The sequence below is a fragment of the Paenirhodobacter enshiensis genome (assembly GCF_000740785.1).
Lineage (GTDB): Bacteria > Pseudomonadota > Alphaproteobacteria > Rhodobacterales > Rhodobacteraceae > Rhodobacter > Rhodobacter enshiensis.
This window is the reverse complement of the sequence record NZ_JFZB01000006.1, coordinates 1-8,351: the sequence shown is the minus strand read 5'-3', so window position 1 is coordinate 8,351 and position 8,351 is coordinate 1. Positions and strand designations below refer to the sequence as shown.

At 68.3% G+C, this 8,351-nt stretch carries 8 protein-coding genes; 3 read left to right on the top strand and 5 right to left on the bottom strand.

Annotation, left to right across the window (positions count from 1 at the left end; all coding sequences use genetic code 11):
* Positions 1-210 precede the first annotated feature (210 nt).
* The 3 genes from CG50_RS05115 to CG50_RS16175 all read left to right on the top strand — a co-directional run bounded on the left by CG50_RS05115 (position 211) and on the right by CG50_RS16175 (position 1,445).
* On the top strand, positions 211-639 hold the full coding sequence (locus CG50_RS05115) for a YqaA family protein (protein WP_036635994.1): 429 nt from the start codon (positions 211-213) through the stop codon (positions 637-639).
* A gap of 86 nt (positions 640-725) precedes the next feature.
* Positions 726-920 (top strand): hypothetical protein, encoded by a 195-nt coding sequence (locus CG50_RS05110; protein WP_036635992.1) that lies wholly within the window; start codon positions 726-728, stop codon positions 918-920.
* Between the two features lie 99 nt (positions 921-1,019).
* Positions 1,020-1,445 carry a DUF4236 domain-containing protein gene (locus tag CG50_RS16175; RefSeq protein WP_051909540.1) on the top strand — a complete coding sequence of 142 codons (426 nt, stop codon included), beginning with the start codon at positions 1,020-1,022 and terminating at the stop codon, positions 1,443-1,445.
* A gap of 120 nt (positions 1,446-1,565) precedes the next feature.
* Here CG50_RS16175 and CG50_RS05100 read toward each other — a convergent pair whose 3' ends face one another.
* From CG50_RS05100 to CG50_RS05080, 5 genes are all read right to left on the bottom strand, one after another.
* Positions 1,566-1,952: a DUF1850 domain-containing protein gene (locus CG50_RS05100; protein WP_245615606.1), complete on the bottom strand. Its 387-nt coding sequence runs from the start codon at positions 1,950-1,952 to the stop codon at positions 1,566-1,568.
* Entirely contained in the window at positions 1,952-4,054 is a 2,103-nt protein-coding gene (locus CG50_RS05095) for a TRAP transporter permease (protein ID WP_036635990.1), read from the bottom strand. Before CG50_RS05095 ends, CG50_RS05100 begins: the two co-directional genes overlap by 1 nt.
* Before the next feature lie 87 nt (positions 4,055-4,141).
* Positions 4,142-5,092: a TAXI family TRAP transporter solute-binding subunit gene (locus CG50_RS05090; RefSeq protein WP_036635989.1), complete on the bottom strand. Its 951-nt coding sequence runs from the start codon at positions 5,090-5,092 to the stop codon at positions 4,142-4,144.
* A gap of 213 nt (positions 5,093-5,305) precedes the next feature.
* Positions 5,306-6,622 carry a sigma-54-dependent transcriptional regulator gene (locus CG50_RS05085; protein ID WP_036635987.1) on the bottom strand — a complete coding sequence of 439 codons (1,317 nt, stop codon included), beginning with the start codon at positions 6,620-6,622 and terminating at the stop codon, positions 5,306-5,308.
* Positions 6,619-8,351 (bottom strand): sensor histidine kinase (locus CG50_RS05080; RefSeq protein ID WP_051909538.1); only part of this gene is annotated, 1,733 nt, incomplete at its 5' end. The genes CG50_RS05085 and CG50_RS05080, both read right to left, overlap by 4 nt.

The following is an 8,351-nucleotide window of genomic DNA, read 5'->3' as shown; positions in this document are numbered from 1 at the left end:
CTTACATATCGAGTCCGGTCGCCCGCACCATGGATTTCCGGATTTGGCGCAAAGAAAGCCCCGCAGCCGCTCCGGAAAAATGCCGCGCCCGGGCCGCGGCGCCATCCCCGGAAGGCCCGGGCAGGGCCTTGCGATCCCGACCCCGCCGACATACCAAAACACCCCGAAGCACCGAACCGGTTTCCCGAAAGCGCAGGAGCGAAAGAGCCGATGGTTGAACTGGTCAGCCTGTTTCTGGCAGGGCTGATCGCGGCCACCCTGCTTCCGGTGCAATCCGAAGCGGTTCTCGTCGCGCTCCTGCTCTCCGGAACGCATCCCACATGGCTGCTGCTTGCCGTCGCGACGGTGGGGAACGTCCTCGGCTCGATGGTCAACTGGGGTCTCGGGCGCTTTCTGATCGGCTTTTCGGACCGTCGCTGGTTTCCGCTTTCTCAGCGGCAGATCGCGCGCGCCGGGGGCTGGTATCGCCGTTGGGGGCACTGGAGCCTGCTGGCATCCTGGCTGCCGCTCGTGGGAGACCCGCTGACCCTTGCCGCAGGAATGCTGAAGGAGCCGTTCTGGCGCTTCGCCCTCGTGGTGACGCTTGCGAAGGGCGGGCGCTATGCCGCTGTGGCATGGATCACGCTCGGGACGATCTGACGGGCAGCGCCAACGAAATGCCTTGTCGAATCGCCCGCCGGGGCGGAAAGATACCTCCCGTGGCTTCGCCGGAAACCGGAGGGATCATGTTCAGAATGACCATCGCGGCCGCGCTTGTCGTCGCGGCCTCCGCTCAGACGGCCAGTGCCGCCTCTCCCGACATCGCGCGGGCCCGGCAGACCTTGCAAAACGGCCTGCACCCGACCGAGGTGAAGGCCTGCAAGAAGGGAAAGCCCTGCGGCAATGCCTGTATCGCCCAGGACAAGACCTGCCGGAAATGAGCGGGACGCCCGGATCGCCGGGCCGCACAATGCAGCGGAAACACGGGCGCCGGGAACACGGGGCGATCTGACACGGGACCATTCGGCACGGAGGCAGCGATGAGTTTTCGGTTCGGCAAGCGCGTGAAGATCGCGCCCGGGATCACGCTCAACTTCGGGAAACGCGGGATCAGCACGACCCTCGGCCCGCGCGGCGCATCCGTGAACCTCGGCCGGAAAGGCGTCTATCTGAACGCGTCGATCCCCGGCACGGGATTGAGCTGGCGCAGCAGAGTCGGTGGATCGGCGAAGAGCCCGGCCCCGGTGCAGCCCGATCCGATCCGCCGCGGCGTCCCTCCGCCCCTCAGCCGCAGCGATGTCCCCGATACCACCCGAAGCCCGCAAGCCGTGCCGCCGCCCGTGCCGCCGCCCGTGCCGGGGACGATGCGTCCGGCAAACTCGCCTTTCGCCACGTTTCTGATGGTGAGCGGTGTGCTGTTCTGGATCGTCGCGGCACTCGTGGCTCTGGCCCTGTATTCCGCCTGACCGACGCCAGAGACATCCGGGCGGCAGATCCCCGCCGCCCGTCCCGAGGCCGGCCGCAATGGCGTTCGCAGGCCGGCTCCGGCCGTGACACCGGGACGGGGACCGAAAGCGCCGCGCGCCTCAGGGTCGGGTCTCGGGCGGATGGCTGCAATCCTTGTCCGACCACAGCGCCAGGGGCGCGCCGGCCGTCGCCCCGACAACCTGACAGCTGTCGCCCGCGCACAGCGTCCAGCCCCCCACCGTCGCGCCGGACGCGCCCAGAAACACCTGATGCTGCGGCGGCAGATGCGGGACATAGTGCCAGCCATCGGCTTCCTCGACGGCGCCCTCCGGCGCCTCCATCCCGGCGCCCGAGGAGGTCACCCGCGCCTCGACCGGGCGAATGCCGGCCTCGGTCACTTCCCAGCGTTCCCACCACTCGGTGCGCTGGACCGAATGGGTCCAGCTCAGCGTGAAGGTGCTGACCGCGAAGGCCAGCACCTTGGTGCCCGTCGCCAGGCACAACATCAGGCGGCGGCCCGTGCCAAGCCGCGGTTGCGCAACCAGTAGAGCACCGCGACCAGCACCGCGAGGGCGAAGCCCAGCTCGTCCGACACCGGCATCGCCATGATCAGCGACACACCGGCGGCGAAGGCGAGCGCACGCTCGATCCAGCTGACCGGCGCGTTGAAGTAGCCGACCACCGCCACACCCCACAGCGCGATCGCCAGCATGGTCTTCACCACGACATAGACCACCTCGACCGGATAGCCGAAGCTGGCCGCGATGGCGCCGCCGTCCTGCAGCATCAGCGACGGCGTGTAGACCGCCATGAACGGCACGATGAAGCCCGCTGCCGCCATGCGGATCGCCTGGATCGAGATCTTCAGCCCCGGCGCCTTGGCGATCGGCCCGGCCGCGAAGCAGGCCAGCGCCACCGGCGGCGTCAGATCCGCCATGATGCCGAAGTAGAACACGAACATGTGGCTGACCATCAGCGGCACGCCCAGTTCCAGCAGCGCCGGACCGGCGAGCGACGAGGTGATGATGTAGTTCGGGATCGTCGGGATGCCCATGCCCAGCACGAGGCAGGTCAGCATGGTCAGCACCAGCGACAGGAACAGGTTGTTCTGCCCGATGTCGATGATCGCACCGATGAAGGTCGAGGCGATGCCGGTCAGCGTCAGCGTCCCGATCACGATGCCGACGATGGCACAGGCCATGCCGACGGGCAGCGCGTTGCGCGCGCCCTGCGCCAGTGCGTCACGCACGATGACCAGCGTCTCGCGCCCGCCCTTGAACACCGCGCAGGCCAGAACCAGCACGCCGATCACGATGAACAGCGCCTTCACCCCATATTCCAGAAACGCCGCGCAGCCGAGGCCGAGCGCAAGCCAGAACACCACGCGAAACGCCGTCGGCCCGATCCGCGCCGCGAGCGGCCCGCCGAGGATCAGCACCACCACGAGGCCAAGCCCCATCGTGCCCGCGAAGATCGGCGTGTAGCCCGAGAACAGCAGGAACACGAGGGCCGCGAGCGGCAGCACCAGCGGCCACTGATCGCGCACCGCCTTCCAGGGGTTCGGCAGTTCCGCCTTGGGCAGGCCCTTCAGTCCGAGACGACCGGCCTCGAGCCAGACCATCCAGAACACCACGCCGAAATACAGGCAGGCCGGGATGATCGCCGCCTTGACGATATCGGCATAGGGGACGTTCAGCGTCTCGGCCATGATGAAGGCGACGGCGCCCATCACCGGGGGCATGATCTGCCCGCCCATCGAGGCGGTGGCCTCGACCCCGCCGGCGAAGGCGGGCTTGAAGCCGAACTTCTTCATCATCGGAATGGTGAACTGGCCCGAGGCCACGACGTTCGCCACGCCCGAGCCCGAGATCGTGCCGAGCAGCGCCGAAGACAGCACCGCCACCTGAGCCGGGCCGCCGCGCTTGCCGCCGACCAGCCCGAGGGCGAAATCGTTGAACAGGTTCAGCATCCCCGCGCGTTCGAGGAAGGCCGCGAAGACCACGAAGATGAAGATATAGCTGCTGCTGACATAGATCGGCGTGCCGTAGATGCCCTCGGTGCCGAAGGCGAAGTTCTCGACCAGCTGGGCATAATCGTAGCCGCGGGTCTGGAACACGCCCGGAGCGTATTCGCCGAAGGCGGCATAGGCGAGGAACATCGCCGCGATGATCGCCAAGGGCCAGCCCATCAGCTTGCGCGCCGCGATGAACACCACCGCGATCAGCACCGTTCCCGCGACCAGATCGGCCGTGGTCAGATAGCCGGTGCGCTGGATGATGTCTTCGTAAAACACCCAGTTGTAGATCCCGGTTCCCATGCCCGCGAGGCCGGTGAGCCACCAGCCGAGCTTGCCCGCGCGGCTGCGCGAGACCAGGTTCGCGACCAGAATCGCGCCAAGCAGGATCAGGAAGCCCACATGCAGCGCGCGGATGATCTGGCTCGGCAATGTGCCGTAAGCGGCGACGAACAGCTGGAACAGCGAGAAGACCAGCGCCACGCCATAAGCGATGCGGCCGTTCAGCCCCTCGCCCCAGCCGGGGGGAAGGCCTTCGTGGACCTCTTCATGCGCGGACGCCCCCGCCGAGGCGTGAGAAGCAGTATCTGTCATGGATGTCTCCGGGAAAATCTGACGCGCGGCCGCACCGGGCCCCGCCGAAGGCCGGGCGGCCGCGCCGCCCGGATCTGGTCTGGCGGATTACTTCAGCACGCCGACTTCGCGATAGTACTTCTCGGCGCCCGGATGCAGCGGGATCGACAGGCCGTCGGTCGCGTGCTCGACGCTGATCGCCTTGGCGGCCGAATGCGCGGCCTGCAGCTTCGGCAGGTTCTCGAACAGCAGCTTGGTCATCTGATAGGCGGTCTCGTCGCTGACGCCGGCGCGGGTGACCAGCATGTTGCTGATCGCGGCGGTCGGGATATCCTCGGTCTGGCCCTGATAGGTGCCGGCCGGGATCACCGCGGGAACGTAGGGCGCGCCGATCTTCTCGACGACTTCCTTCGGGATCGCGACGATGGTGATGTCATGCGTCGAAGCCAGATCCTTGATGAACGCGACGCCGAGGCCCGAGGACTGCAGCGTGGCCTGAAGCTGGTTGTTCTTGATCAGCTCGGCCGATTCCGCATAGGGCAGATACTCGACCTTGCCGAGGTCGTTGTAGGTCATCCCGGCGGCCTTGAAGATCTCGCGCGCGTTCAGCTCGGTCCCCGAGGCCGGCGCGCCGACCGAGAGCGTCTTGCCCTTCAGGTCGTAGATCGTCTTGATGCCCGACTCCTTCTCGGCCACGATCTGGATATAGTTCGAGTAGATCGAGGCCAGCGCGCGCAGATCGGTCAGCGGCTTCGGAAAGCCCGCTTCCTTGTTGCCGTCCCAGGCGTATTTCACCGAATCGCCGATCGAGAAGGCCAGTTCCGCCTTCTTCGCACCGAGCAGGTTGAGGTTCTCGACCGAGGCCTTGGTGGCCTGCACCTGAACGCGGGCGCCCTTGATGTCCTGGCTGTAAAGCTCCGACAGCGCGACGCCGAGCGGGTAATACACGCCCGAGGTGCCGCCGGTGGCGATGTTGATGAACTCTGCCTTCGCAACGGGGGCCGTAACGGTGGCGGCGACGACAGCCGCGGCAAGAACCTTTGCCGTGAATCCGAACATGCGATCTCCTCCCAAGAGATGGTGTTTCTGCACGAGAGCGTGACCGGAGCGTGACCGGAGACCAACGAAAAAACACCCGCCGGTTGAAAATTTCGGAAACTCAATAATTCATGTTTTATATCAATGACATGAATTGAGGCAAAAAGCTCTGCGCAAGATCGTTTCAAGCACGATCTTGCCGCACCGAAAAGTGATGGGCGAAATTTCGCCCGATCAGTCGGCCCGCAAACCGTAGCGTGCGATCTTTTCGTTCAGCGTCCGGCGCGGCACGCCCAACAATTCGGCGGCCTCGGAAGAGCGCCCCTCGCAGGCGCGCAGCGCGTCGGCGATGGTCTCGGCCTCGAAACGGGCGACACGCTCGGGCAGACTCTCGGGCGCGGGGACGGGATGCGAGGGCAGCCGCAGCCCCAGAACGTGACGCTCGGCATGGGCTTTCAGCTCGGCCGCGTTGCCGGGCCAGGCGCGTGCCTCCAGCAGCCGCAGATCCATGTCCAGAAGCGCCGGCACCGGCAGGCCGAACCGCTCCGCCGCCTCCTCGACGAAGCGCACGAACAGGATCGCGATGTCCTCGCGCCGCTCGCGCAGCGGCGGGATGGCGATGTCGACGGCACTGAGCCGGTGGAACAGATCGGCGCGCAACCGGCCCTCGCGCACCTCAAGGTCGAGGTCGGCATGGGTCGCGGCGATCACCCGGATATCGACCGGGCGCGGCGCGTTCGACCCGATCCGCTCGACCGAGCGGTCCTGCAGCACGCGCAACAGCCGCGCCTGAAGCGAGGGGCTGAGTTTCTCGATCCCGTCGAACATCACCGTGCCGCCATGGGCGTATTCGAGCTTGCCGATCCGCACCGCGGTGGTGCCGGCGACGAAGCCGCGCTCGTGGCCGAACAGCTCGGCCTCGAAGGCCTGCTCGGGGCGCGGCGCGCAATCGACGACGACGAAGGGACGCCGGGCGCGCTTGCCGAAATCATGAAGCGCGCGGGCCATCTGCTCCTTGCCGGTGCCCGGCTCGCCGCGGATCAGCAGATCGACCGGCCGGTCGGCGAGCGCACGCACCATGGCCCGCAGATCGCCGACGGCCGCCGAAGCGCCGGCAAGCCGCGTTTCCAGCATCACCCCGGCGGTTTCCGGGAAGCGTGCGGCGCGGGCCTGACGGCGCATCCGGCGCATCTCGACCGCGCGGTCGATGGCGGCCACCAGATGCTCGGCCCCGTAGGGTTTTTCGAGGAAATCGAAGGCGCCCTCGCGCATCACCTCGACCGCGACGGGCACGTCGCCATGCCCCGACAGCAGGATCACCGGCAGATCCGGATCGGCCGCGCGGATGCGGTGCAGCACCTCGCGCCCGTCGATGCCGGGCATCCTGAGATCGGTCACCACGCAGTCGATGGCGGCCGGGTCGATGGCGGCGACGGCACTCAGCGGGTCCGAGAAGGTCTCGACCTCGAAGCCAGAGGCACCCAGCCAGTCTTCGGCCGCGGCGCACAGCCGGGTTTCGTCGTCGATGAAGGCGATGGCGCCTCGGGTCATGCCGGTTTCTCCGTCGTCGCGCCGTAGACCGGCAGTTCGAGCACCGTCACCGTGCCACCTCCGTCGCGCGGACGGAAGACCAGCCGGCCGCCCATCCCTTCGAGGATCGAGCGCACGATGGACAGACCGAGGCCCAGCCCCTCGCCGGTGACGCGGGTGGTGTAGAACGGCTCGAAGACCTGCTCGCGCATCTCGTCGGGGATGCCCGGCCCGCGATCGAGAATGGCGAGGCGCAACACGCGGGCGTTGTCGTCGCCGGGCGCCAGCGCGATGCGCAGGGGTTCGCGCGGGGTGGCGGGGATCGAGGCGGTGGCCTCGGCCGCGTTCAGGATCAGATTGGTCAGCACCTGTTGCAGCTGCGCGGGCTGGCCTGAGACCGGCGGCAGATCGGGCGGCAGATCCCCGGCTTCGGCGCGCAGACCAAGCTCGCGCAGCCGCGGTTCGAGGACATCGAGCGCGGCGGCGAGCGCGCCCGCCACCTCGACCGGGGCGGGCGGCGCGGGTTTCTGGCGCGCGCCGAACTGGCGCAGGGTGCGCACCATCTCCTGCATCCGGCGCAACAGCCCGCGGGCCGAACCGATGCTGGCCGCCGCGCGCGTGCCGTCGCCCTTCGCCAGATGCAGCTCTGCCGCGGCGAGCGTCGCATCGAGCGCCGAGATCGGCTGGCTGACCTCATGCACGACGGTCGCCGACATCCGGCCGAGCACGGCAAGCTTCGCGGCATGGACAAGGCTCGCATGGGTGCGGCGCAGCTCGTCCTGGGCCTGACGGCGCTCCTCGACCTCGCGGGCGAGGGCCTCGGTGCGCTCCGCCACCCGGCGTTCGAGGACATCGGCCTGTTCGAGGCGGATGCGCACGATCTGCCGGCGCTGCCACAGCAGCAGCCCGAGCCCCGTCAGCACCGCCCCGCCGAGCGCCGTCACCGTCGCGGCGAGCGCCGCCGTGCCGCGCGCCGCCGCCAGCGGGGCCGCGACGAACAGCCGCCAGCCGTCCGGCTCGACCGCGGCCGTCGCGACCCGCAACGCCCCGGCGCGGTCGTGAATCGTGCCATCCGAAGCGCGCAGGGGCACCGCCTCGGCCACGCCGAGCCCGCTGTAGCGCCGCTCCTCGCGCAGATCCGCGATATCTGCGGCGCTCAGCCGGTCGAGCGGGCGATAGCGCCAGTCGCGCCGCCCCGACAGAAACACCACCCCTGTCCGGTCGGCGAGGCCCACCGCCTCGTCCGCCCGCACCCAGGCAGTTTCCAGATTCGCCATATCCACCTTGACCACCACCACACCCAGCGGCGCCGAGGCCGGACCGAGCCGCAGCGACAGGAAATATCCGGGCTTCCCGGTGGTCACGCCGACCGCGTAATAGCGCCCTGTGCCGCGCGTCATCGCATCGACGAAATAGGGCCGGAACGCGTAATCCTGTCCGACGAAACTGTCGGTCCGGTTCCAGTTCGACGCCGCGATGGTGCGCCCCTTCGGATCGAGGAGATACAGCTCGTCCACCCCGGACAGGTCGCGCACCCGCTGCAGATAGGCGTTCGCCGCATCGAGCGCAGCCACATCGCCGCCGCGCAACAGTCCGAGCACGCGCGCATCCTGCGCCGCGACCGCCGGCAGATAGCGGAAGCGGTCCACCTCGGCCGCGACGCTGTGCCCGGCAAGCGTCAGCCGGTCGTTCAGCTGCCGGTCGAGGCTGCGCATCTCGTAACGCCAGGTCAGCCCATAGCCTGCCAGCG

What these genes read in the sequence shown, in the direction of transcription:
- CG50_RS05115 (WP_036635994.1), top strand. Translation starts at nt 211, where the DNA reads ATGGTTGAACTGGTCAGCCTGTTTCTGGCAGGGCTGATCGCGGCCACC.
- CG50_RS05110 (WP_036635992.1), top strand. Translation starts at nt 726, where the DNA reads ATGTTCAGAATGACCATCGCGGCCGCGCTTGTCGTCGCGGCCTCCGCT.
- CG50_RS05090 (WP_036635989.1), bottom strand. Translation starts at nt 5,092, where the DNA reads ATGTTCGGATTCACGGCAAAGGTTCTTGCCGCGGCTGTCGTCGCCGCC.
- CG50_RS05100 (WP_245615606.1), bottom strand. Translation starts at nt 1,952, where the DNA reads ATGTTGTGCCTGGCGACGGGCACCAAGGTGCTGGCCTTCGCGGTCAGC.
- CG50_RS05095 (WP_036635990.1), bottom strand. Translation starts at nt 4,054, where the DNA reads ATGACAGATACTGCTTCTCACGCCTCGGCGGGGGCGTCCGCGCATGAA.
- CG50_RS05085 (WP_036635987.1), bottom strand. Translation starts at nt 6,622, where the DNA reads ATGACCCGAGGCGCCATCGCCTTCATCGACGACGAAACCCGGCTGTGC.
- CG50_RS16175 (WP_051909540.1), top strand. Translation starts at nt 1,020, where the DNA reads ATGAGTTTTCGGTTCGGCAAGCGCGTGAAGATCGCGCCCGGGATCACG.